Origin of the sequence: Winogradskyella epiphytica (assembly GCF_003217215.1) — a bacterium.
In the GTDB taxonomy this organism is placed as follows: domain Bacteria; phylum Bacteroidota; class Bacteroidia; order Flavobacteriales; family Flavobacteriaceae; genus Winogradskyella; species Winogradskyella epiphytica.
Genome location: NZ_QJTD01000006.1, coordinates 43,217 through 65,660, shown reverse-complemented (window position 1 = coordinate 65,660; position 22,444 = coordinate 43,217). Strand labels below are relative to the sequence as shown.

General features: G+C 34.6%; 20 protein-coding genes and 1 tRNA gene. 13 read left to right on the top strand and 8 right to left on the bottom strand.

All coding sequences use genetic code 11. From position 1 onward, the window contains the following. Window positions 1-62 precede the first annotated feature (62 nt). Entirely contained in the window at window positions 63-1,094 is a 1,032-nt protein-coding gene (locus DFQ11_RS12045; protein WP_110476134.1) for a M28 family metallopeptidase, read from the top strand. A gap of 100 nt (window positions 1,095-1,194) precedes the next feature. Beyond that, entirely contained in the window at window positions 1,195-2,775 is a 1,581-nt protein-coding gene (locus tag DFQ11_RS12040) for a M28 family peptidase (protein WP_110476133.1), read from the top strand. A gap of 111 nt (window positions 2,776-2,886) precedes the next feature. Here DFQ11_RS12040 and DFQ11_RS12035 read toward each other — a convergent pair. The 6 genes from DFQ11_RS12035 to DFQ11_RS12010 form a co-directional block, all read right to left on the bottom strand. Continuing rightward, window positions 2,887-2,962, bottom strand: a tRNA-His gene (locus tag DFQ11_RS12035). A gap of 59 nt (window positions 2,963-3,021) precedes the next feature. Beyond that, window positions 3,022-3,738 (bottom strand): bacillithiol biosynthesis deacetylase BshB1, encoded by a 717-nt coding sequence (gene bshB1, locus DFQ11_RS12030; protein WP_110476132.1) that lies wholly within the window; start codon window positions 3,736-3,738, stop codon window positions 3,022-3,024. 97 nt (window positions 3,739-3,835) lie between these two features. Next, the gene (locus DFQ11_RS12025; RefSeq protein ID WP_110476131.1) at window positions 3,836-4,987 is read right to left on the bottom strand and encodes a trans-sulfuration enzyme family protein; all 1,152 of its coding nucleotides are present in this window, start codon (window positions 4,985-4,987) and stop codon (window positions 3,836-3,838) included. A 119-nt stretch (window positions 4,988-5,106) separates the two neighbouring features. Beyond that, window positions 5,107-8,301: a cytochrome c biogenesis protein CcsA gene (gene ccsA, locus DFQ11_RS12020; RefSeq protein WP_110476130.1), complete on the bottom strand. Its 3,195-nt coding sequence runs from the start codon at window positions 8,299-8,301 to the stop codon at window positions 5,107-5,109. A gap of 100 nt (window positions 8,302-8,401) precedes the next feature. Continuing rightward, window positions 8,402-8,851: a large conductance mechanosensitive channel protein MscL gene (mscL, locus tag DFQ11_RS12015; protein ID WP_110476129.1), complete on the bottom strand. Its 450-nt coding sequence runs from the start codon at window positions 8,849-8,851 to the stop codon at window positions 8,402-8,404. Between the two features lie 53 nt (window positions 8,852-8,904). Next, entirely contained in the window at window positions 8,905-9,294 is a 390-nt protein-coding gene (locus tag DFQ11_RS12010; protein ID WP_110476230.1) for a group III truncated hemoglobin, read from the bottom strand. 122 nt (window positions 9,295-9,416) lie between these two features. Between DFQ11_RS12010 and DFQ11_RS12005 the strand changes: the two genes are divergently transcribed. The 9 genes from DFQ11_RS12005 to DFQ11_RS11965 all read left to right on the top strand — a co-directional run bounded on the left by DFQ11_RS12005 (window position 9,417) and on the right by DFQ11_RS11965 (window position 19,649). Further along, on the top strand, window positions 9,417-10,214 hold the full coding sequence (locus tag DFQ11_RS12005) for a Rossmann-like and DUF2520 domain-containing protein (protein ID WP_110476128.1): 798 nt from the start codon (window positions 9,417-9,419) through the stop codon (window positions 10,212-10,214). Next, the gene (locus DFQ11_RS12000; protein ID WP_110476127.1) at window positions 10,214-10,747 is read left to right on the top strand and encodes a KdsC family phosphatase; all 534 of its coding nucleotides are present in this window, start codon (window positions 10,214-10,216) and stop codon (window positions 10,745-10,747) included. The genes DFQ11_RS12005 and DFQ11_RS12000 overlap by 1 nt, the downstream gene beginning before the upstream one ends. Window positions 10,748-10,815: 68 nt before the next feature. Continuing rightward, window positions 10,816-11,730, top strand: coding sequence for a geranylgeranylglycerol-phosphate geranylgeranyltransferase (locus DFQ11_RS11995; RefSeq protein ID WP_229791290.1), 915 nt, complete (start codon window positions 10,816-10,818; stop codon window positions 11,728-11,730). 1 nt (window position 11,731) lies between these two features. Further along, the gene (locus DFQ11_RS11990) at window positions 11,732-12,325 is read left to right on the top strand and encodes a Maf-like protein (protein ID WP_110476125.1); all 594 of its coding nucleotides are present in this window, start codon (window positions 11,732-11,734) and stop codon (window positions 12,323-12,325) included. Window positions 12,326-12,418: 93 nt separating this feature from the next. Next, on the top strand, window positions 12,419-13,360 hold the full coding sequence (locus tag DFQ11_RS11985) for a septum formation inhibitor Maf (protein ID WP_110476229.1): 942 nt from the start codon (window positions 12,419-12,421) through the stop codon (window positions 13,358-13,360). 45 nt (window positions 13,361-13,405) lie between these two features. Then, entirely contained in the window at window positions 13,406-13,996 is a 591-nt protein-coding gene (locus DFQ11_RS11980; protein ID WP_110476124.1) for a mechanosensitive ion channel domain-containing protein, read from the top strand. Beyond that, window positions 13,956-15,035: a magnesium/cobalt transporter CorA gene (gene corA, locus DFQ11_RS11975; protein ID WP_110476123.1), complete on the top strand. Its 1,080-nt coding sequence runs from the start codon at window positions 13,956-13,958 to the stop codon at window positions 15,033-15,035. The genes DFQ11_RS11980 and corA overlap by 41 nt, the downstream gene beginning before the upstream one ends. A gap of 115 nt (window positions 15,036-15,150) precedes the next feature. Next, on the top strand, window positions 15,151-17,676 hold the full coding sequence (locus DFQ11_RS11970; RefSeq protein WP_110476122.1) for a PIG-L family deacetylase: 2,526 nt from the start codon (window positions 15,151-15,153) through the stop codon (window positions 17,674-17,676). 158 nt (window positions 17,677-17,834) lie between these two features. Then, window positions 17,835-19,649 carry a sodium:solute symporter gene (locus DFQ11_RS11965; protein WP_110476121.1) on the top strand — a complete coding sequence of 605 codons (1,815 nt, stop codon included), beginning with the start codon at window positions 17,835-17,837 and terminating at the stop codon, window positions 19,647-19,649. A gap of 97 nt (window positions 19,650-19,746) precedes the next feature. Here DFQ11_RS11965 and DFQ11_RS11960 read toward each other — a convergent pair whose 3' ends face one another. Both DFQ11_RS11960 and DFQ11_RS11955 read right to left on the bottom strand, forming a co-directional pair. Beyond that, entirely contained in the window at window positions 19,747-20,298 is a 552-nt protein-coding gene (locus DFQ11_RS11960) for an HNH endonuclease (protein WP_110476228.1), read from the bottom strand. A 269-nt stretch (window positions 20,299-20,567) separates the two neighbouring features. After that, a complete protein-coding gene (locus DFQ11_RS11955; RefSeq protein WP_110476120.1) occupies window positions 20,568-21,413 on the bottom strand; it encodes a DUF2911 domain-containing protein in 846 nt (281 codons plus the stop codon). Window positions 21,414-21,593: 180 nt separating this feature from the next. On the opposite strand from DFQ11_RS11955, the gene DFQ11_RS11950 reads away from it, so the two are divergent. Next, on the top strand, window positions 21,594-21,926 hold the full coding sequence (locus DFQ11_RS11950) for an ArsR/SmtB family transcription factor (RefSeq protein WP_110476119.1): 333 nt from the start codon (window positions 21,594-21,596) through the stop codon (window positions 21,924-21,926). 29 nt (window positions 21,927-21,955) lie between these two features. After that, window positions 21,956-22,426, top strand: coding sequence for a DUF6428 family protein (locus DFQ11_RS11945; protein ID WP_110476227.1), 471 nt, complete (start codon window positions 21,956-21,958; stop codon window positions 22,424-22,426). Window positions 22,427-22,444 lie beyond the last annotated feature (18 nt).

The following is a 22,444-nucleotide window of genomic DNA, read 5'->3' as shown; positions in this document are numbered from 1 at the left end:
CCTAAAGAAGTTAAGGCTATCTTAAAGTCAATATTATATCTTTGACGCAATCAGTAAGTTACATGAAAGTTTTAATTACATTCCTACTACTAATCGTTGGCTCATGTTCAACCATTAGGCATAGTGAAAAAATATCCAACCTTAAAAACAGCATAGTCTATAAGGATAAAGCTGTCGTCGAAAACTATCTGAATACCATCAAATCTGAAGAGTTAAAACGACATGTTAACGAAATCTCATCAGACAAATACAAGGGTAGAATGACTGGTGAAGATGGTCACAATCAAGTTTGCGATTATATAAGAAATCATTATAAAAATCTCGATATAAGGGCTCCTGAATCGCATTCAAACTACTATCAAATTGTGCCAAAAGAAGTCTTGCCTCAAAATCTTAATCAATCTCAAAATGTAATTGCCTACATAGAAGGCTCGGAATTTCCGAATGAATACCTATACATATCGGCTCACTCCGATCACGAAGGAGTTCGAAATGGAGAAATTTATAACGGTGCAGATGATAATGGCTCTGGTACAGCTGCTGTTCTAGAAATGGCAGAGGCTATGAGTCTAGCTGTTGCTAATGGTCACCGTCCTAAACGAAGCATTGTGTTTTTGCATGTAACGGCTGAAGAGGTTGGTTTACACGGTTCAAGATATTATACAGAAAACCCTGTTTTTCCACTAGAAAATGCTATTGCTACGTTAAACATTGATATGATTGGTCGCGTAGACTATAGACATATAGATGATGAAAACTATATTTATCTTATTGGCTCAGATAAAATTAGTACTGAATTAGACTTTATCGCTCAAAAGGCTAATACTGAATTTACTCAGTTAAATTTAGATTATAAATACAATGCAGAGAATGACCCTAATCGTTATTATTACAGATCTGATCACTATTACTTTGATCAAAAGGGCATTCCTGTAATCTTCTTCTTTAATGGGGAACATGAAGATTATACCAAACCAACCGATACGGCAGATAAAATCAATTATGATTTATTAGCAAAACGAGCTCAACTCATTTTCGCAACTGCTTGGTACCTCGCAAATTCTGATAAGCGATTAACAGCAGAAATCATCTGATGTTAAAAATTGTTAAAAGGAAATTCTGACTGACTAGAAGTCTAAGCAATTTTTGTAAGTTTAGAAATTCATCCATTTTAACCATTATATAACCTTTTTAATGAAAAAATTATTATTTCTATGTTGTGCTTCTGCACTCATTGTTGGTTGTGGCAGTTCGTCAAAACCAAACACAGTTCTAGCTTCACAGGAAAGCATACCTGTTGTAGATCCTACTAAATACGCTTCATCAATCACATCCGATGAATTAAAAACCATGTTATACATCTATGCTTCAGATGAGTTTGAGGGTAGAAACACTGGTGATAAAGGGCAAAAAATGGCTGTTGAATATTTAAAGCAGCAATATTTAGATATGGGTATCCCAACACCATTAGGAGGCGATAACTATTTTCAAGAGGTCCCTTTAGAAAAACAAAATGTGGCTAAGGCCGATTTCACCTTAAACGGAAGATCTTTCAAGAACTTTGAAGACCATATTGTATTAGCAGCTTCTGAGAGTATGACTATTAGTACTTCTGAGATTATTTACGTAGGATACGGAATTGATGACGAAAATTACTCAGATTATAAAAATACGGATGTGCAAGGAAAGATTGTTTTAGCAAAAGCAGGGGAACCGAAAGATGCATCTGGCAATTATATCACTACAGGTGAAGCAGGAGATACAAAGTGGACCAATGGAAGACAGTCTATTTCTAGCAAGAGAGAGGCAGCATTAAACAATGGCGCTAAAGGGCTAATATTTATGGATAATTCTATGTTCTCGAGATACTCAGCTTTCTATCAGCGTTTGGCGGCTTCAGGTTCTTCTGGACGTTTGTCTTTGAAAAATAAAGAGGACAATATGTTCATGTTTATGATAAACGAAGGTTTGGGTAAAGCCCTTCTCCCTACTATTGATGAAGAAAGTGAACCAAAAACAATTACTACTGATCTACGTCTTTCTATTGAGAACAAATCAGAATCTATAATGTCTGAGAATGTGGTCGCATTCATTAAAGGTTCTGAAAAGCCTGACGAGATTATTGTTATTTCAGCACATTTAGACCATGAAGGCATAAAAAATGGTGAAATATATAATGGCGCAGATGACGATGGATCAGGAACGGTTGCCATATTAGAAATTGCAGAAGCTTTTAAACTCGCTGAAAAAGCAGGACATGGACCGAAGCGTTCAGTTCTATTTTTACATGTTACAGGAGAAGAAAAAGGACTACTAGGCTCAAGATATTATACGGATTACGATCCTATTTTCCCATTAGAAAACACTGTAGCTAATCTAAATATAGATATGATTGGACGCATAGACCCAAATCGAAAAGTAGGTACGAGAAATTACATCTATCTTATAGGTAGTGATAAATTAAGTACGGACTTACATAACATCTCTGAGGAAGCAAATAGTAAATACATTAATATGGAGTTAGATTATACATTTAACGATGATAACGACCCCAATCGTTTTTACTACAGATCTGACCATTATAATTTTGCAAAAAATAATATCCCTGTGATCTTTTATTTTAATGGTACTCATGATGACTATCATAAAGCCTCAGATACACCAGATAAAATTGAATATGACCTATTAGAAACAAGATCGCGTTTAGTATTTCATACAGCTTGGAAATTAGCGAATAGAGACGAGAGAATTGTGGTTGACAAAGCCGCTGAGTAATTATATACTTTTCATTATTAAAAAAGGTCTTTCACTAAATACGAAAGACCTTTTTTATTTCCCCTATAGCCACAAAAAAAGCCCTTCATTTCTGAAAGGCTTGTTGATTTTGGGTGGAAGACCGGGTTCGAACCGGCGACTTTCGGTACCACAAACCGACGCTCTAACCAGCTGAGCTACAACCACCATTTTAAATTGGATTGCAAAGATATATTAATTCCTATTTATTGCAAATAGTTTTTCACTTTATTTTAAATCAAATAATGAATTTACCGCAACAAATCTTTCAACTGTGTAACCCTCAGCATGTTCCACTCCAATTAATCTTCCTAAATTTCTTGCTCTATAATCAATACTATCCGAAAAATTCTTACTTGAGATCGGTGTTTGTGGTTCTTTGCTGTCTGGATCAAAGAATTGTGTTTTATAAGCCATCACAGATTCAATCTTTTTATCCATAAATCCTGAAACATCGACCACAAAATCAGGCTCAACGTCTTTCCACTGAATATAATGATAAACCATTTTAGGTCTCCAAGGTTCTTGAAGTTGGTTATTATGAATAGTTTCTATCTTCATAAGTCCACTTAAAAAACAAGCATCACTTACTAATTGACTGCCTTTAGGGTGATCGATATGTCTATCGTCTATTGCATTACAAAGAACGATTTCAGGCTTATACAACCGAATCATCTTTATAACCTCAAGCTGATGCTCTTTATCATTCACAAAGAAGCCATCAGCAAAACGTAAATTCACTCTAGAATGAACACCTAATATTTTAGCTGCGTTAAAGGCTTCTTCATCACGTGTTTCTGCCGTCCCCCTTGTTCCTAATTCTCCTCTAGTAAGGTCCACAATACCTACTTTCTTTCCCTTAGAAACTTCCTTTGCTATAGTTGCTCCACAACTTAATTCTACATCATCAGGATGCGCACCTATTGCCAATATATCTAATTTCATATGCTTTGTATTTTATCTGAATGTCAAAAATATTAAAAAGAAGATAGAAAACGGATAAAACCGAAGTTAGCATTTCATTCCCTTAAAATTTGATCGATTAACCTAAAGCTTCAATGGCCTGATTTATATCTTTTTTCAAATCTTTGGTATTTTCAATGCCCACGGAAAAACGAATTAATTGATCCGTGATCCCTATAGAATCCCTTTCCTCTTGTGTGAGTAAGGAGTGAGAGGTTAAGTAAGGCGACAGCATAGTACTCTCCACGCCCGCCAAACTCATAGATGATTTAATCAATTTTAATTGCTTTTGAAATTGTATTGAATCTAAACCTGCTATTAATTCAAAGGAGAGCATGGCGCCATAGCCTATCATCTGAGATTTTGCTAACTGATGTTCTGGGTGCGAATTCAAACCCGGATAATAAACTTTAGCAACTTTCGGGTGTTTATCCAACCACTTGGCTAATTTCATAGCATTTTTAGTTTGAGCTTTAACACGTAATCCTAGAGTTTTCATGCTCCGTTCTAGCATCCAAACCGTCATATCGCTTAAATTCCCTCCTAAGTTTTTTCCAACGTTAAATATGCGTTTAATATGCTCTTCCGAACTGGCTACAGCTCCTGCACAAATATCACTATGTCCTCCAAAATATTTGGTCGCCGAATGCATGACCATATCAATACCTAAATCCATTGGCTTCTGATTAACTGGTGAAGCAAAGGTATTATCTATAGATGTTAAAATGCCTTTGGACTTACCAAGTTTTGCAATCGCCTTAATATCTGTAATGGTCATTAATGGATTTGAAGGTGTTTCAATATGAATCAATTTGGTGTTTTTTTGAATCGCTTTTTTAAAATCATCGACTGAATATCCATTAGTGAAGGTATATTCTATCCCGTACTTTGGAAACTCTTCTTTAATAAAATTAACCGTTCCTCCATATAAGGTATTTTGAACCACCAAATGATCACCCTGTTTTAAAAACGCTAAAAACATAGTGCTAATTGCAGCCATACCTGATGCAAAGATCAGTGCGGCTTCTGTATGTTCTAATACCGCTATTTTTTGCGTTAAATGTGCCTGATTAGGCGTATTGAAGTACCTTGGATATCGAACAACATCTACATCTAAGAACTCATAGGATGAGCTCAAATACATGGGAGAGACAGCACCTTTAAACTGTTCGTCTTTAACTTCCCCAACATGTGTACAGATCGTATTTAACCCTAATTCTTTTTTCGACATGGTAGTATTATTTAGTTAAAACTAAAATACGTATTAATGTCGTTAAACACTACCTATTACCCAAAAGAAAGAGATAAAAAAAAGGCAAGTGATTTAGAAACGACTTGCCTTTTATTATTTTATTTTTTATAGTGTTTTCGATATTGAACAAAGGACAGCGCTCCTACCACTGCAATAATCCCAAGCGTAATAGCAATAAACTTGAAGCTTAATATTTGATCTCCACTAGCGTAAGAATGTAAACCTGCCAAGTAGAAGTTTACTCCGAAATAGGTCATTAATATACTTCCAAAAGCTAGAATTGACATTAGATTATATATCCAACTACCTCTTAAGCCTGGAACTAATCTCATGTGAATCACAAACGCATAAATCATAATACTAATTAAAGCCCAAGTTTCTTTAGGGTCCCATCCCCAATAACGTCCCCAACTTTCGTTAGCCCACATACCACCAAGGAAGTTTCCTATAGTTAACATCACTAAACCAACCGTTAATGCCATTTCATTAATGATGGTCAATTCTTTAATATTAATAAGCATACGTTCTTTATTCTTTTCATTGGTAAGTATCATCAGGAATAGCACCACTAACCCTAAAATCATACCAATGGCAAAAGGTCCGTAACTCGCTACAATTACTGATACATGAATCATTAACCAATAACCTTGTAATACCGGCTGAAGGTTCGCAATAGCCGGATCCATCCAGTTCCAGTGTGCTACCATTAAAATCATAGAGGTCACAAAGGCCGAAGCTGCAAAGGTTAAATCACTGTCTTTACCAAGCATTAATCCAAATAGCATCACAGACCAAGCAACGTAAATCATAGACTCGTAAGCATCACTCCAAGGCGCATGACCTGAAAGGTACCAACGTAAAATGAGCCCACCTGTATGCAGTAAAAACAGTCCGAATATGATGACCTTAAAAGAGGTAATTGATACTTTTAACCACTTACTATTAAACTTGAAGATCTGTATAATTAATAATACAAATAACAGTGTTCCAGCATACATATAGTAGCTGAATAATCGTTTGAAAATATCATAATCGTTATAAAGGATTTCTGCTTTAATTTTCTCATCAGTCAGCATAACCTCGCTACCATAACGTTGTTGCGTTTTTTTAATCCCACTTAATAATTCTTCAGCCTTAGTATAATCACCGGTTTGTTTCGCATTATTTAAAGTGACTAAGTAGGCACTGAACCCATTATTAATAAAATTCCCATACAGTGAGTCTTCAATTTTCTCTCTATAGTTTTGTTCTCTGAATTCAACGGAAGAAATCCATTTGTTATTATCATCATTAGGAACAGGGAAAATTTTATTTGATCGTCCTTCAATGGTATTGTATAATAAATTGACTCTAGAATCTGCTTCCTTGACTTCTTTTTGAAAACCATTAGGAACTTGTGCTCTGTACGCTTCTTCTAAATATGGTGCTAATTTATAGCGTCCTTCTGGCGTAAAGTAATCAACTAATCTTGAAAATTTATCATCAGGACTAATTCCAATGATGGATCGAATAGAATCTGCTTTTCTCGGCTTTAAGTAAATGATCGGTACATTGTACCACAACATTGGACTTTCTTGAATTGAAAGGTAAATTTGATCGGCATTAAACTCTTCATAGGTTTCGCTTTTACTTAATTTACGAAGCAATTCGGAGGAATAGGTATGCATAGGCATCATTCGCCCACTGTAATCCTGAACTACCATTTCTGAGAATTTGGCCGCGTGTTTCTTAGGTGTAATATGAACTCTTAAAATTGAATCTATCTGTTCTTTATTAGTTCTAGTAATATGGTCATGACTATCTTCTTTAGAATGCTGTTGCGCAAAACCAGAGAATCCAATTAAAAGCACAATCATGCTAAGCATTTTGGCCTTCTTTGCTTTCAATTTATACAGTCTACTGCGTATATCATCAAAACGTGTATTTTTCGCAAATAAGATAGCCATCAACCCAAAATACAATAACATATAACCTGCATAAGTGATGTAAGTTCCCCAAAAATCATGATTTACAGAAAGAACAGTTCCTTTTTCATCGGGATGGAAACTTGCTTGGAAGAAACGATACCCTCTATGATCTAAAACATGATTCATATAAATATGATAATCGAAATCACCTTCTTCCTTATCAATTACGGTTACCTTACTTTCATAAGAAGAATAAGCATTTTCAGTACCTGGATACTTTTCGGCAATAAAATCGTTCAGCTTAATTTCAAATGGTAGCTTCAACATTTTAGGTCCGTATTGTAATGCTATATCAATTCCCCCTACCTCAAACTCTTCCAATGGATTCGTTGTACCAGGACCTCCAATTAAGCCTACTTCTTTTGTCTCACCATTAGCCGTAATATTTAAAATCAGTCCATCTGCATCATTGGTTAATATTTCAGGTTTCTTCACCACACCAAAATCCCCTTGAGCAATTGGATTAGGAAATACTAGTTGCATATTCCCGATAACATATCTCGATCTTAAGATTAGCGGTTGTAAGCTATCTTTCTCTAATTTACCAGTAGCACGAGTGGCCATGGTCATATAATCTCCTTCGTATGGCGATTGGATATACAAGCCATCTTCGGTCTCTGAAATATTTATAGCACCTTCTTGAAATTTATTTAAGGATACTAATGTATTATGAAGGTTAGCAACTTTACCATCTTCCAAAAAGTGGTTATGCGAACCACCATCACCTGCTTCTACTACTTTCAAATAGCGTTTTCCAGTTGAATTTGGAATCACATCTATTTCCGCTCCTTCAATAAAATCAACCAATTCAATATGAACTTCGGTATCTCCATAATCAAAGGTTTCGCTGAAACTATTTGTTAATCTCGGTGAAAAGTCAACCACCTCTTCAATGCGTCGTTGTTGTAACTGACCATTAATTTTATAGTCACCAATAATACGACCACTGATATATGTTTTTTGTGAAAAGAATTCGCTTTCAGTTTCGCCTTCTCTAATAGGCATCATTCCTTCATAACCAATATAGCGTGTTATAAAAGCACCAAACAGGATAAGAATAAATGATAAGTGTATGATTAAGGTTGCCCATTTTTCTTTTCTGAGCAAACGATACCTGAACATATTACCGATAAAGTTGATCACAAAAAAGACCATAATCGCTTCAAACCACCAGGCGTTGTAGATTAAATTCCGTGTTAAAGGTGTTGGGGAGGTGTCCATATTTCTGTCTAATATTGTACCAACAGCCATAGCAACGGCAAACACAATAAATAAGACAGCCATGAGTTTTGTTGAGAATAGGAAATTCGCGATTTTCTTTTGCATAACTATAGGCTTTTTAAGCAGCGGCAAAGATATGTATTTTTACTGATTAGTGGATTAGAAGTCTATACTAATAGATGTTAAAATTGAACGATCTGATTGCCTACGATTTACCACCTCCTTTAAGCAAGCTGTTCTGCTCTTGTATTAATTCCTTTAAATCAGATAACAATTGAATATCTTTTGGGGTGACAACGGTTTTGTCTTTGGTATCTTGAGCTCTTGTTCTCAGTCTGTTCATGAATTTCACAATTATGAACACGGTAAACCCAATAATTAAAAAGTCTAAAAATACCTCGGCTAATTTTCCATAGGCTACGGCTACCTCACTTGTAATTATATCTCCTGAAGCATTAGAAATTTCGTCTCGTAATACTAATTTCTTATCTGCAAAATGAACGCCATCCGTTAATAATGATATTGGAGGTAAAATTACCTGCTTAGCCAAAACATCTACCACCTTGTTGAATGATGCTCCTATGATGATACCAACTGCCATATCCATCATATTACCTTTAACCGCAAACTCCTTAAATTCTTGTATTATTTTCATTTATAACTCTTTTTGAATTTGAACGCGCAAATTTATAAATAAGCGTCAGTAGTTTACGACTTCCTAGCGGCAAAAATATTTAAATACATAAATGTTCCCATTTTTCGAGCTCGTCGTTTGGCGTTTTCAGCATAATCGCCTTCAAATAATTCATTTATAGTTTCAAACCACAAATTCAACCAGATACCAAAATGTAATTCCGTAATCGTATGATCAAATGCAGCATCTACCTTGACGTGAGCCTCTAATGGATTTCCGTAGAACTTAGTTTTCAAAAACAAACTCGATTCCCAAAAAGTAGTGAGATGTTCTAAATGTTGATCCCAATCTGTAATGGTTTCATTAAAAAAAGGCCCTAACTTTTCATCCTTCCTAACCTTTGCATAAAAGGTTGAAACCAACCTATAGATGTCTTCTCTATTTCTTATATCTTTCTTTTCCATTCTTAATTTCATTTTCCAATTTGTACACTAAACTAGATGTATTTCAGATCTGACTATCAAAGTTATTCTTTTTAATCTCATTCTTGTGATTCTAAAATAAGAAATCTTAGTATTTTTGCGCCATGACAACAGTGATATTACTTGGTGCAGGTAACGTAGCCACCCACCTATATAAGGCGTTTTCAACAGCTGAAAACATTTCAGTGACACAGTGGTATAATCGAACAAGAGAGTCGATTAAAACCTATGCTAATGAAGTTGAAATCACAGATTCATTAGATGAATTAAAGGAAGCTGACCTCTACATCATGGCGGTTAGCGACGATAGTATTGAGCAACTTTCTAAAGATTTACCCTTTACAAACAGGCTTGTAGCCCATACCTCAGGAAGTGTCTCGATGCATGCTTTGGATAAAAAAAATGACATTGCTGTTTTTTATCCACTACAAACCTTTTCTAAAGATGCTGAAATCACATTTAGCGAAGTCCCTATTTGTATTGAAGCTATTGATAAAGATCATCGCAAATTTTTAAAAACTTTAGCGAATGACCTTGGATGTAAGTCCTACAAAATTAGTACTTCTCAACGTCAGTCGCTTCACCTTGCAGCTGTATTTGTGAATAATTTCACCAATCAATTATACCGAATTGGCCATGAAATTTGCGAAAGTAAAAGTGTAGAATTCGAAATTTTAAAACCGCTCATTCAAGAAACAGCCAAGAAAGTTCAAGAAATGTCACCTTATAGAGCGCAAACAGGTCCTGCTAGGCGCAACGACAAAAAAACTATTAAGCGTCAATTAAAGCTAATTGAAAATGAAGAGCATAAGACTATCTATGAAGTTCTTACCGATTCAATAAAACGAACACATGGCTTTCCGCCTACACCAAAAAGACGAGTTAAAAAAGATCAAGAATAATGAACGACGATAAAAGTTATAAAGAATATTTAGCAAACATTAGCACCTTCATTTTTGATGTCGATGGTGTATTAACCGATGGAACTATTACTGTAACTACCGAAGGCGAAATGCTAAGAACCATGAATATAAAAGACGGCTTTGCCTTAAAAACGGCTGTAGATGCTGGTTATAATCTTTGTATAATTTCCGGTGGATCTAATGAAGGAGTTCGAAAACGTTTGGCTGGTTTGGGGATAAAAGATATCTATCTAGGTGCTCATAATAAGATTGAACAACTTGACACTTATCTAGAAGAGAAGAAGGTTTCGAAATCGGAAGTATTATATATGGGTGATGATATTCCCGATTATCCGGTAATGAAATTAGTTGGTATGCCATGCTGCCCTCAAGATGCTGTACCTGAAATTAAAAACATATCTAAATATATTTCGCATAAAAACGGAGGAAAAGGAGCCGTTAGAGATGTTATTGAACAAGTTCTAAAAGTTCAAGGCAAATGGAATGGTAATTTTAATGCCAAATACGATTAATAAACCATTGTCCTTAGTTAAAAAATTAATTCAATCTTATCACTTTACATTTTTTGATGATTCACTTTATGAATTTAATCCGTTGGAAAAACTTATTGATGATTGCTTTGATGCAATACTTAGTAAAATATGCACTGCTTTTACCTTTTACAGAAAGTCATGGCGTGCTTATTAGCTTAAGTCACTTTAACTTTTTTCTAATGGTTTTGGCAACCCTTTGTATTGCCGCAGGAGGTTATATCATTAACGATATTTACGATATAGATACTGACAAAATTAATAAACCGAACCGTCTTATAATTAATAAGCATATCAGTGAAAAAACAGCGACAAACCTATTCGTGGTTTTTAATATTATAGGTGTTGGTTTAGGCTTTTACCTATCTCACGGCATAGGAAAGCCAGAGTTCTTCGCCATATTCTTTATGTCTTCTGCCCTACTTTATATGTATTCCTCCTATTTAAAACAGATTGCAGTAGTAGGGAATATTGTGGTATCTCTTATCGTTGCCTTAAGTATTTTACTCGTAGGTATTTTTGAATTGATTCCTGCAACAACTGAAATGAACAGGGCCGTACAAAGTACCTTTTTAAATATTATCAGAGACTATGCTGTATTTGCATTTATGGTCAACTTAATACGTGAAATGGTGAAAGATATTGAAGATATTGACGGCGACTACAAAGCAGGAATTCAAACACTTCCCATACTTATAGGGCGTGAGCGTAGCAATAAATTAGTCCTTGTACTATCATTGATTCCTTTATTTTCCATTGTTTATTATGTGATTACTTATTTATTTAAACTCCAATTAGTTGTTGGGTATTTCTTAATCTTAGTCATTGCCCCTTTACTTTATGTGAGTATAAAACTAATTTCCGCAAAACAGAAAGCCGATTATAAACACATCAGCCTGATTTTAAAATTGGTGATGCTAACAGGTATGCTATCTCTATTACTTTATAATTTTATTTTGAAATAAAATGCTCAACGATCAACTTAAGAATATCAACATCATATTAGCATCAGCATCTCCTCGTCGACATGCATTTCTAAAGGAACTCAATATTGATTTTGACGTTCAATTAAAGCCCGTTGAAGAAGTGTATCCCCAACATTTGAAGCGGGAAGAAATCACCGATTATTTAGCAAAATTAAAAGCAGAACCCTTTCTTAAATCTCTAAAAGCTAAGGATATTTTAATTACTAGCGACACTATTGTTTGGTTAGACAATAAAGCTATTGGAAAACCGAAAGATAAGGATGAAGCCTTCAAAATGATTCAATCGCTAAGCAACAAATCTCACGATGTGGTCACGACTATTTGCTTTACTTCAACTTTAAAACAACAGCTTGTAAATACCAGTACTAAGGTGACCTTTAAGGCCTTGTCTGATGACGAAATTTGGTACTATATCAATACCTACAAACCATTTGACAAAGCCGGCGCTTATGGTATTCAAGAGTGGATTGGCGCTATTGGCATAACACGTATAGAAGGGTCCTATAATAATGTGGTAGGATTACCAACACATTTACTTTATGAAACGTTAAATGCCATTGCCAAAGATCTTTAGAGTCTTATCTTTAATCTTTTCGTATTAATTAATGCTCATTTGCTTATTCTGATGTCCAGATTGAACATTATGAGTCCTTTAATTCGTTGTATTATGATGAAGATATTCAACTCCAATTCAACCTTACTTACACCTTTACTTTTGCTATTCTTATTCACTTCATGTGCTAAGAACGACAAAAAAACTTCAGAGGATTTAGCGATTTCAGAAGTAAAAAAGGAATCTAAAGCTGATAAAACTGTTTTAACAGACGACTTTAAAAACTATTGGTATAATGGTGATGCTGAAATAACATCGTTCAAATTAGAGCAAGAACGCTATGGTGAACTTCGAAATGGACATGCGGTATTAGTTTATGTAACTGAGGATTTCTTACCCGATGTTCAAGTAAAAGCAGACAATTATAGCGGAAGTAATATTCCTATTTTAAAACTCAATGCCACTAAAAACTTTAATACAGGAATTTATCCCTACTCTATAATGCAGAGTACATTTTATCCTGTGGCTAACAATCAACATGCTCTAAAAATTACAGGCTCAGTACAAGAGTGGTGCGGACAAATGTATGCCCAACTCAATAACCGGGATAAGTTTGAAGTCCGATCGCATTCTTACTTCCAAGGTGAAGCCGATACCTCTTTCGCTTTAGAGAAAACATGGACGGAAAATGAACTTTGGACCAAATTGCGAATAGATCCCAATAGTCTACCTACTGGAACCATAGATATTATTCCATCGATTGAATTCACAAGTATAAAACACGAAAAAATCAAAGCCTATAAAGCATATGCGGCATTGCATCAAGGCAGCTATACATTAACTTATGAAAAGCTCAACAGGACCTTAAAAATACATTTCAATCCTAGTTTTCCTTATGAGATTTTAGGGTGGAAAGAATCCTCTGTAAGTGGTTCTGGAGATTCTGAACGAGTTCTAACCACCAAAGCGACGAGATTAAAGACTATTAACACGGATTATTGGACAAAGAACACGAATGCCGATGAAGTCCTAAGAGATTCTTTACAATTGCACTAAATTTCATAACATCTCAACTATCTTTGCACGATTAAAATCCTATTTATGACTGAATTTTTTGCGCACTACAAAGACGCGGTGATTAACACCATCATCTTATTACTCATATTATCCATAATCAGATATATCATTGTTATTACCGTAAATAAGATTGGTAAAAAAAGTGGAACCACAGAAGCTCGAGCGGCTCTTATTGGGAGATATGCCACGGTTACGCTGGTACTACTTGCTATATTAATTGAAACCTTCATTCTAGGTGCTGAAACTAGAGATATTACTCTTGTATTTTCTTCCGTATTTGCGGTTATCGGTGTTGCTCTTTTTGCCACCTGGTCTATACTAAGCAACATCACCTCTGGCGTTATTATGTTTTTTTCATTTCCGTACAAGGTTGGAGATAAGATAAAAATACACGATAGTGATAATTCAGTGGTTGCGATCATCGAAGATATTAGAGCCTTTCAAATTATTCTTAGAGACGAGAATAAAGATTTAATCACTTACCCGAATAACCTTATTCTCCAAAAAGCTGTAACTTTATTGCAGAAGGATGCCCTTGATGAAAACATGGACGACACTAGCATTTTAATAACGAATGAAGAAGAGAACAGCGAAAAAACGCACACAGAATTATAAAAAACATATAGGCAAATCACCAGGTACACTTATTTATACTGGTAAAAAAACTGAGAAACAACTTCATATTGAATCTTTTGATTATACGAAAGACACCATTGATGAACGTGTACTCACTAATATAGAAGAAGCCAAATCTTTTAAAAACTCAGACTCCGTTACTTGGATAAATATCGATGGATTAAACTCTATCGATGAAATTGCAAATATTGGTAAACAGTACGATTTGCATCCTCTGGTTCTTGAAGATATTGTAAATATCACACAACGGCCTAAAATTGATGAGTACGATGACTATCTTTTTGTCGTTTTGAAAATGCTGTACTATGATAAAGATGAAACTATCGTTATAGAGCAAGTCAGCCTAATTTTAGGAAAAAACTATGTGCTATCTTTTCAAGAATCGGAAGGCGACGTTTTTAATACCATTAGAGAGCGTCTTCGACTTGGAAATGGTAGAATTAGAGGATTAAAATCAGACTATTTATTATATGCTTTAATCGATGCGGTTGTCGATCATTATTTTGTAATCATCGAAACGCTTGGTAATAAAATTGAAGATTTAGAAACTGATCTTTTTGCAGGTAACGCACGTGACGATATTAATATTGAAGTCCAACAACTTAAGCGAGAAATATTAAAAGTAAGACGCGCTATTTTTCCACTTCGTGAAATTATAAATCGTTTAGAAAAAGGTGAAAGTCCATTTATTCACAAAAACACAATCACTTACTACAGAGATATTTACGATCACTTAATTCAAGTATCAGAAAACATTGATATTTATCGTGAAATGATATGGAGTTTAATGGATATGTACATGACGACCATAAGCAATAAGATGAATGAAGTAATGAAAGTACTTACCATCATGTCTTCTATTTTTATTCCACTTACCTTCCTCGCAGGTATTTACGGGATGAATTTTGAATATATGCCAGAGCTTCAATATCACAATGGTTATTTTGTCCTTTTGGGTGTCATGCTTATTCTTTTTATAGCCTTACTTTTTTATTTTAAACGAAAAAAATGGTTGTAGATTCACCTCTAAAATGAAATAATTTTAGTTAGGCATCATGCGTTAAATAATTCTAAAACCGAGGTTATTAGTTTCTAACTTTCCTATATTTGAAACCCAACCACATAAAAGCCTCATGATGAAAATTAGACTATGTCTACTGCTTCTTTTAAGCATTTTTGTTTCAATACATGCTCAACAACCAAAACAATTAAATTCTTCAGAAATTTACGAAGCGGTTCAAAAACTTAATGTTTTAGGCTCCGTTTTATATGTTGCAGCACATCCTGATGATGAAAACACACGACTCATTTCTTATATGGCTAACCAGGTTAAAGCCCGTACAGCCTATTTATCACTAACTCGTGGTGATGGAGGACAAAACCTTATTGGTCCTGAAATTAGGGAACTTTTAGGTGTGATTAGAACACAAGAATTATTAGCGGCAAGACGTGTTGATGGTGGTGAACAATTATTTTCTAGAGCAAATGATTTTGGCTATTCTAAACATCCTGATGAAACTTTAGAAATTTGGAATAAAGATGAAGTTCTAGCCGATATTGTATGGGCTATTCGTGAGTTTAAACCTGATATTATCATCAACCGATTCAACCATAAAGTGACTAGAAAAACTCATGGTCATCATACCTCCTCAGCCATGTTAAGTATGGAAGCCTTTGATTTGGCTAATGATCCTAGTCAGTACCCATCTCAATTAAAACTCACTGAAACTTGGCAACCAAAACGCATCTTTTTCAATACCTCTTGGTGGTTTTATGGAAGTCAAGAAAAATTTGAAAAAGCCAATAAAGACAATATGCACAGTTTCGACATAGGTGTGTATTACCCAACCAAAGGTATGTCTAACAATGAAATTGCTGCTATTGCTAGTAGTCAACATTTGTGTCAAGGATTTGGACGTTTATCACAACGTGGCTCGGAAAAGGAATACATAGAGTTTCTTAAAGGTGAACCTTTAGAGCTAGACGAAGACATCTTTACAGGAATCGATATGACTTGGAACAGAGTTGAAGGCGGAAAAGCCATCGAAACCATTTTAAAGTCGGTAGAAAACAATTTTAACTTTGTGAATCCATCATCTCACTTAAAGCAACTTTTAGAAGCTTATAAGTTGATTAAAAATTTAAAGGATGAGCATTGGAAAAAAGTTAAAACCAAAGAAATAAAAGCCATTATTGAAGCTTGTGCAGGATTGTATTTAGAAGCCTCTGCCAACGAACCTCATGCTGCACCAAATGAAGAGGTTACTTTAAATATGGAGGTCTTAAATCGAAGTCAAGCTGCAATTAGCTTAGCGTCTTACCAGCTTTCAACTTTAAAAAATGGTGTTTCTAAAAATATCAACTTAGCGCCAAATCAACGTTTAAACTTTAAAGAAGGCATAACTATTCCAAATTCGAAGTCTTATACAGCACCCTATTGGTTAAATACTGAAAGTACCTTAGGCATGTATCATGTAGACGATCAAAAATTGATTGGTTTACCTGAAACACCAAGAGCCGTCTTTGTCGAATTCAATCTATTAATCGAAGGAGTACCCATTAGCTTTAGAAAACCGGTTGTTTTCAGATATTCAAGACCTGACAAAGGTGAACTCTACAGACCTTTTGAGATAATTCCTATTGTTACAACAAGCATAAGTGATAAAGTTTTCATTTTTGACACTGAGGAACAAAAGGAAATTGAAGTTACGGTTAAAGCAGGACAGGATAATATTGAAGGTTTTGTTCAAATGACCTATCCTGAAGGTTGGCAGGTGTACCCACAAAGACAAAAAATAGCCATCGCAAGTAAAGGTGACATTCAAAAAGTGGTATTTACCGTGATTCCACCTCAAAATCAAAGTGAAGGATTAATCACACCTATGGTCAATATTGACGGTGAGTTTTATTCCGACGAACTTATTGAAATCGATTACGCTCATATTCCGTTTCAAACGGTGCTGATGCCAAGTGAAAGCAAAGTGGTTCGATTAAATATTGATAAAAGAGGGAACAATATTGGTTATATTGAAGGCGCAGGTGATGTTGTTCCAGAAAGTTTAAGACAAATAGGTTATAATGTGACTATCATTAAACCTGAAGAGATCTTACCTGAATACCTATCTACTTTTGATGCTATAGTAGTTGGAATCAGAGCTTATAATATTGTTGATGACTTAAAGTTTAAACAACGATTTCTATTAAACTATGTGAAGGAAGGTGGAAATTTGATTGTTCAATACAATACCAACGTTGGAATTAAAGTAGATGAATTAGCACCTTATCCCTTACAACTTTCGAAAGATAGAGTCACCGATGAAAATGCCTTGGTGAGAATTTTAAAGCCTGAGCATCCTATTTTAAATTTCCCAAATAAAATCGGCATGAAAGATTTTGAAGGTTGGGTTCAAGAACGTGGCTTATATTTCCCTGACCAGTGGTCAAAAGAGTTTACACCACTACTCGCTTCTAACGATAAAGGTGAAAGCTCAAAGGAAGGCGCCTTACTTGTTGCCAAGTATGGTAAAGGCAACTATATTTACACAGGTTTGAGTTTCTTTAGAGAATTCCCAGCAGGAGTTCCAGGGGCTTATCGCCTGTTTGCCAACTTGCTTTCTGCAGGAAAAGAAAACTCGACAGACTTAAAATCTGAAAATTAAAAAATTAAATCCCCTACATACTAAAACCTAATGACATGGAAAGCGATAACGAAAAACCAGTAAAACAAAAATGGAGTAAAATGTACACTCTAGTTTTAGTAGCAAATGCTGTATATATCATATTGTTTTATTTCATAACCGCTTCATTCGCATAAGCTATGCCGTTAACTTTAAATTGGATTGATTGGGCCGTTTTAATAGCAACCCTTGTGACTATAGTTGGTTATGGTACATGGAAAACTCGTGGTCGTAAAAATGCACAGGATTATATTAGAGGTGGTAATACTACCAAATGGTGGACCATTGGTTTATCTGTAATGGCCACACAAGCTAGTGCCATTACCTTCTTATCTACAACAGGACAAGCTTTTTCTGACGGTATGGGATTCGTTCAGTTTTATTTTGGACTACCTATTGCCATGGTCATAATTTGTTTGGTATTTATTCCTCTTTATCACAGACTTAAAGTTTATACCGCCTACGAATTTCTCGAAAACCGTTTCGATTTAAAAACTCGAAGTTTAACGGCTATACTCTTTTTAATACAACGTGGTTTAGCTGCAGGTATTACCATCTTTGCGCCTGCTATTATTCTTTCTGTTGTTTTAGGTTGGAATATTGTGACCCTAAATATTATCATCGGTGTTTTAGTTATCATCTATACCGTTTCGGGTGGAACAAAGGCAGTTACAGTGACCCAAAAGCAGCAAATGTTTGTGATTTTCGCAGGAATGTTAGCCGCCTTATTAATTATTATTGATTTAATTCCGGATGAAGTCAGCTTCACAGACGCCATTGATATTGCAGGAGCCACTGGTAAGATGCAAGTTTTGGATTTCTCTTTCGATTTAGAAAACAGATATACGGTTTGGACAGGTTTAATTGGAGGTACGTTTTTAATGCTTTCCTATTTTGGGACGGACCAAAGTCAAGTACAACGTTATCTTTCTGGAAAATCTATGAAAGAGATGCAAATGGGATTACTGTTTAACGGCTTGTTAAAGGTCCCTATGCAGTTTTTCATTTTACTCGTTGGTGTTATGGTATTTGTGTTTTATCAATTCAACCCATCACCTTTAAATTTTATAGATAAATCCACACAAACCGTTTTAGCTTCGGACTATGCGGATGAGTATAGAGCCCTTCAAGAGAAACAAAACCTCTTATTCAAAGAAAAACAACAGGTCAGCTTAGCTTTATCTAAAAGTGAAGGTACGCGTTTAAAAACGCAATTATTTCAATTAGATAGTATCGAAAAAACTTACCGTTCAGAATCTAAGTTTTTAATTAAAAAAGCCATTGATGCGGATTATGCCGCTGAATACACAAAACTTCAAAACGAAGTAGAATCGTTAAAATCAAATACAGATAGTTCACTTTATCTTGAAAAGAAAACAGCACTAGCCTCACTCTATAACGATGCCGCAAAAGACACGCAAACCAACGATAGAGACTATATGTTCATTAGGTTTATATTAAATAATTTACCTGTAGGACTTATTGGTTTATTACTAGCTGTAATTTTATCTGCAGCTATGTCGTCTACAGCTTCGGAAATTAATGCTCTAGCTACGATTACCTCTATGGATTTGTATGGTCGCAATCTCAAAGAAGATAAGGACGAAGATCATATGGTTAAGATGACCAAGTGGTTCACCTTAGGTTGGGGAGTTATCGCTATAATCATAGCCTGTTTTGCCGATTTGGCTGAGAATTTAATTCAACTGGTCAATATCATAGGTTCAATATTCTATGGCAATGTATTAGGCATCTTTTTACTAGCTTTTTTCTTTAAATATATCAAAGGAAACGCCGTGTTTATTGGTGCCTTAATCACACAAGCTATAGTCGTTATTGGCTGGTGGTTTGATTGGATGCCTTATTTATGGCTGAATTTATTTGGTTGTGTGGTAGTGATATTAATTGCCAATTTATTACAAGTCGTCCTACCTAAAACTAACGCTAAGGCATAGTGTCGCATTTTAATTCAGAGATGAATAGTTTCATATTAAGCAAAAAACAATTGCTAAATACTGCGTTGAATTTATGTCAACTCCAAATATCGTATACTTAATACTCAGTTACAGAACCCCAGTTCTCACCTGATTTTATTCGGTATAATTGCATTTCAGAAATTCCAAATTGCTTTGCAATCATTTTTAATCGTGTACGGCGATTTGGGTCGTTAATCTTACGCTTTATAAGCTTCACTTTAGTTTCAGTAAGCTTTGCTGTAGATGGAATTTTTCTTTTAATATTTTTAAATGCGGGATTACTAAATTGGTGTAATTCCTTTTCGCGTTTAGTCGCCCATTTCAGGTTTTCTAAGCGATTATCTTTTTTATCGTAATTAAGATGAATAACGTATACACCATCATTTTGCTCAAGAAAGTGCTGAGCTACTAATTTATGAACATACCTACTTGTACGTTTTCCGTTATGTTTTTGCTTTAAAGGTAAGTTTTGATAGCCATTGATATAAGAGACTTTTACTAACTCTTCTTTTTCTCCTTTACAATTTATAATTCGACCATAATTTGAGATTTTAAACTTTTCCTCATCCGAAATTTTATCGTCAAATTTAACCTCCTTCCATTCTTCTTTCCAGTAATCCCTTATCATCATTAAATATCTTTATAAAATTAAATTACTTCTTCCCAAGTGTATATCTATACGTATAATTCTTCAAACTTATAAACGCGTTCAAAAATTAGAAATCAATCATATATTTCTGCAGGAACAATTGACTTTCCCTAAGATACACATTAATCTCCAACAAACAGAAAATCAATTGTTTATTAATGATTTATACAATCAAAAGCGCAACTCCGAAGAATTGCGCTTTTGATGTACTGATTTATAGACATAAATCTATAAATAACAAATTTATATTATTTCGCTCCCCATTCTTTAAGAGAGTCTTCATTCATCTTCACATAATCATCATTACCAGCTTCTTTAGATTTTTCTAAAGATTTTTTAGCCACTTCAATAGCCTTTTTCTTTTCACCTAATTTAGCATACAATAGAGACTGTTGTCTTAACTGATAGAATTGTGGATCTTTCATCATTGACATTGCTTTTTCCATCCATTCTTTTGCTTGATTTAAATCTTTTCCTTCAGAAATATTATAAACTGCAGCAGCATAATAGTCATTTGCAGAAGGTCCGGCCATTACACGCTCAATTGAAGCCGTTACCGCTTTATCTGTAGCCACTTCAAACTTAACATTTGCCATAGTATCTTCCCATAGCATGCTTAATTCTGCAGAGTCATTTCTTAAGTTATCAAAACTCATGGTAAAAGTCTCAACTTTCATTGGCAATTTCATCGTTTCCACTTTTACTTTAGCCGCAATTTTAGAATCGTCTAATTTTTTTGGTGCGCCCCAATTGTTGGTATCGTTATAAAAAACGATTTCCCAAGTCTTTTCAGAAGGAATTACAAATATCGCATAAGATCCTGCTTTTAATGTCTTACCACCTACAACAGCATCTGTACTGAAACTGATAATTGAATTTTTGTTAGCTCCAGCTCTCCATATTTTTCCATAAGGCACTAGGTTTCCAAAAACTTCTCTGTCTCTCATACTTGGACGAGAATATTCTAAGGTCACATCCGTTAACCCAACCTTTTGCTCAATTTTAGTAAAAGGACTTGGTTGTGGTGTTTCAATCTGTGCATTAACCGAAAACATTAAGGTTAATACAAATGTAAATAGTACTAATTTCTTCATCTTTATTGTGTTATGTATTTGTTTTTTAAACTATTGTAAAAATACAACTTAAGCCATATCTCCTGTGTTAAGGAATACTTAAAATGCCTTGAAATCCCAAGTCGTTCATAAATTTTTCAAAAAAATAATTCATATTAAATTCATTCATCGTAATATTGCAATATAGAATTATAAGACATCATGGGTTTAACTAAAACCGAAAAGTTCACAGAAGATCAAAACACGATTGCTCTAATAGCTAAAGCTTTTGCACATCCAGCAAGAGTCGCTATTCTTCAACATTTATTTAAAATAAATTCTTGTATCTGCGGTGATTTGGTCGAAGAAATCGGTTTGGCGCAACCTACCATTTCTCAACATTTAAAAGAATTAAAAAACATTGGTCTGATCAAAGGAACAATTGAAGGTACTAGCGTATGTTATTGTATTGACAAAGATAAATGGGCTGAAATGAAGTCTATTATCTCCCAATTCCTAGATCAAGATTTAAACGACGGCAACACTTGTTGTTAAAACCTATATTATTTAAAACATCCATTATTATGAAATTATCAGAAATAAAATCGAAATTAAAAACCTTAGACACCATTGCATTTCAGTTACCAGATGGCACTTTGGTACCCAATCATTTTCATGTAACTGAAGTTGGTAAAATCACTAAACATTTTATTGATTGTGGCGGTACGGTTAGAAAAGAAAACGTCGTAAATTTTCAACTTTGGGAAGCCGACGATTATGATCACAGATTACATCCTGAGAAATTAATTAGTATTATAGAACTTTCTGAAAAAGTATTAGGAATTGAAGATTTAGAAATCGAAGTGGAATACCAAGGTGATACTATTGGAAAGTACGGTTTAGACTTTGATGGGAAGCATTTTTTACTGACTACAAAACTTACAGATTGTTCAGCTAAAGATAAATGCGGAATTCCTGAAGAAAAACCGAAATTGAAACTTTCAGAGCTACAACAAGCAGCTCCTTCTTGTGCACCTGGCTCAGGATGTTGCTAATTTTAATAGTAAACTCTA

What these genes read in the sequence shown, in the direction of transcription:
- corA (WP_110476123.1), top strand. Translation starts at nt 13,956, where the DNA reads ATGAAGAAGAGAACAGCGAAAAAACGCACACAGAATTATAAAAAACAT.
- DFQ11_RS12000 (WP_110476127.1), top strand. Translation starts at nt 10,214, where the DNA reads ATGAACGACGATAAAAGTTATAAAGAATATTTAGCAAACATTAGCACC.
- DFQ11_RS11965 (WP_110476121.1), top strand. Translation starts at nt 17,835, where the DNA reads ATGCCGTTAACTTTAAATTGGATTGATTGGGCCGTTTTAATAGCAACC.
- DFQ11_RS11955 (WP_110476120.1), bottom strand. Translation starts at nt 21,413, where the DNA reads ATGAAGAAATTAGTACTATTTACATTTGTATTAACCTTAATGTTTTCG.
- ccsA (WP_110476130.1), bottom strand. Translation starts at nt 8,301, where the DNA reads ATGCAAAAGAAAATCGCGAATTTCCTATTCTCAACAAAACTCATGGCT.
- DFQ11_RS11950 (WP_110476119.1), top strand. Translation starts at nt 21,594, where the DNA reads ATGGGTTTAACTAAAACCGAAAAGTTCACAGAAGATCAAAACACGATT.
- DFQ11_RS12025 (WP_110476131.1), bottom strand. Translation starts at nt 4,987, where the DNA reads ATGTCGAAAAAAGAATTAGGGTTAAATACGATCTGTACACATGTTGGG.
- mscL (WP_110476129.1), bottom strand. Translation starts at nt 8,851, where the DNA reads ATGAAAATAATACAAGAATTTAAGGAGTTTGCGGTTAAAGGTAATATG.
- DFQ11_RS11990 (WP_110476125.1), top strand. Translation starts at nt 11,732, where the DNA reads ATGCTCAACGATCAACTTAAGAATATCAACATCATATTAGCATCAGCA.
- DFQ11_RS12045 (WP_110476134.1), top strand. Translation starts at nt 63, where the DNA reads ATGAAAGTTTTAATTACATTCCTACTACTAATCGTTGGCTCATGTTCA.
- bshB1 (WP_110476132.1), bottom strand. Translation starts at nt 3,738, where the DNA reads ATGAAATTAGATATATTGGCAATAGGTGCGCATCCTGATGATGTAGAA.
- DFQ11_RS12010 (WP_110476230.1), bottom strand. Translation starts at nt 9,294, where the DNA reads ATGGAAAAGAAAGATATAAGAAATAGAGAAGACATCTATAGGTTGGTT.
- DFQ11_RS11995 (WP_229791290.1), top strand. Translation starts at nt 10,816, where the DNA reads ATGAATTTAATCCGTTGGAAAAACTTATTGATGATTGCTTTGATGCAA.
- DFQ11_RS11970 (WP_110476122.1), top strand. Translation starts at nt 15,151, where the DNA reads ATGATGAAAATTAGACTATGTCTACTGCTTCTTTTAAGCATTTTTGTT.
- DFQ11_RS11985 (WP_110476229.1), top strand. Translation starts at nt 12,419, where the DNA reads ATGATGAAGATATTCAACTCCAATTCAACCTTACTTACACCTTTACTT.
- DFQ11_RS12040 (WP_110476133.1), top strand. Translation starts at nt 1,195, where the DNA reads ATGAAAAAATTATTATTTCTATGTTGTGCTTCTGCACTCATTGTTGGT.
- DFQ11_RS12005 (WP_110476128.1), top strand. Translation starts at nt 9,417, where the DNA reads ATGACAACAGTGATATTACTTGGTGCAGGTAACGTAGCCACCCACCTA.
- DFQ11_RS11960 (WP_110476228.1), bottom strand. Translation starts at nt 20,298, where the DNA reads ATGATAAGGGATTACTGGAAAGAAGAATGGAAGGAGGTTAAATTTGAC.
- DFQ11_RS11980 (WP_110476124.1), top strand. Translation starts at nt 13,406, where the DNA reads ATGACTGAATTTTTTGCGCACTACAAAGACGCGGTGATTAACACCATC.
- DFQ11_RS11945 (WP_110476227.1), top strand. Translation starts at nt 21,956, where the DNA reads ATGAAATTATCAGAAATAAAATCGAAATTAAAAACCTTAGACACCATT.